We start from the raw sequence: 1,343 nt of genomic DNA, 5'->3' as shown, positions 1-1,343 counted from the left end.
ACCGCAGAGCCGGGCGAGGCGACGGGGTTCGAGGCGCTGACAGACGCCGTCACCGTCGTCGTGAAGACGCCGTCCGTCCCGTCCGACAAATACCTAGCTTAGCCGTTCCGGCGGTGACCTGACCGGTACCTTGGTTGCTTCGTCGATCAAGACTTGCATGCTCGTTGGCGTCGAGCCGCAGACCTACCTAGCCGAAGTCATCACTCGCAACGTTGAGGGCCACCTGCACCACCGCCTCGACTGTCTTCTGCCGATAACTTACCAAGCTACACCAGTCCTCAAAACGGCGGCCTATGGACAGCACTTATTATTCATGTCGTCTCGCATCAAACTGATCAATCCGTCAACGCGCCGGTCCAGACAAGTGATGACGCCGCCGGTAGCGTAGGCTCTCTCCAACTCAATTTTGAAGGCGGTCAGCTTCTCGTTGAGAGCATATCACTCGATTGTAAGCACCGTCCTCGCATACCATGGCTTTGAGGGCTAGCTCTACTTGGCCGCCGTCCTGCCTGCGAGAATTGCCGAATTGCGATGTTCACGCTGGAGCGAGGGTACGCTCAAGGACGTCCCGTATACAAAGTCCGCAATTGCGCAAAGTTTGGCGACGGCCAGAAGATCACGAGGCGGAAGCCGCGCGCACCGGCACGTGGAGAAGTGGTCACAGCATGACAGCCAAGCCCTTCCTTGAGGTAACGCTGTCAAGCCGTTCGGCTACCTGGGGTCGCGTCGGTCATGCTGGCCAGTGAATATGCCCGACCGTCCGCCTGTAATCCGTTTGACGCTCGACTGCGCCTGTTGACCGCTTGTTGGCTCCGCGCCTCCCAGAGTGGCCGATCCTGCTGATATGCTCGGTCTGTCGTAGCTTGGGCTCTTACCCGACACCGCCTCCTCCAGACGCTCCGTATCATCGGCTGACAGCGACAATCCTGGAGTTGACCCCGTTTGTGGTCCACGGCCTATGCAAGTTCTCGGGCTGTGACAGCCTGCTTGGTGAAGGCTCGGGGCGTCAAGCCGCCCAGAGCCGTGTGAGGTCGATCTTCGTTGTAGTGGCACCTCCAGTCCTCGATGCGCTCACGGGCATCAGCCAGCGACAAGAACCACGAAGCGTTCAAGCACTCCGCTCGAAGACGGCCGTTGAACGACTCGATATAGGCGTTGTCGGTCGGCTTGCCCGGTCGGTAGAAGTCGATCTCGACCCCGTTCAGGTAGGCCCATTGGTCGAGCATGCGCCCGGCGAACTCCGGTCCATAGCACATCGGGAAGATGGCTCGACGGTTCTGGGGCGGCGCGCGAAGCCATGCTGAGCGCAGCGCGCCGCCCTGGGCGGTCATGGCCGATCGGCA

Annotated in this window: 2 protein-coding genes; one reads left to right on the top strand and one right to left on the bottom strand. The window is 60.6% G+C overall.

Features of this window, described 5'->3' with window-relative positions:
* Positions 1-157 precede the first annotated feature (157 nt).
* Positions 158-388, top strand: a complete 231-nt coding sequence (locus tag BLT59_RS31035; RefSeq protein WP_175544178.1) for a transposase domain-containing protein — start codon at positions 158-160, stop codon at positions 386-388.
* 568 nt (positions 389-956) lie between these two features.
* Here BLT59_RS31035 and BLT59_RS30420 read toward each other — a convergent pair.
* Positions 957-1,343 (bottom strand): integrase core domain-containing protein (locus tag BLT59_RS30420; RefSeq protein ID WP_244514215.1); only part of this gene is annotated, 387 nt, incomplete at its 5' end.

The sequence above is a fragment of the Methylobacterium sp. UNC378MF genome, assembly GCF_900103195.1.
In the GTDB taxonomy this organism is placed as follows: Bacteria; Pseudomonadota; Alphaproteobacteria; order Rhizobiales; family Beijerinckiaceae; genus Methylobacterium.
Note: the sequence above shows the minus strand (reverse complement) of the source record. Positions and strands in the feature narration are given on the sequence as shown.

Coding starts and splice junctions, on each gene's coding strand:
- BLT59_RS31035 (WP_175544178.1), top strand. CDS start 158: ATGCTCGTTGGCGTCGAGCCGCAGACCTACCTAGCCGAAGTCATCACT.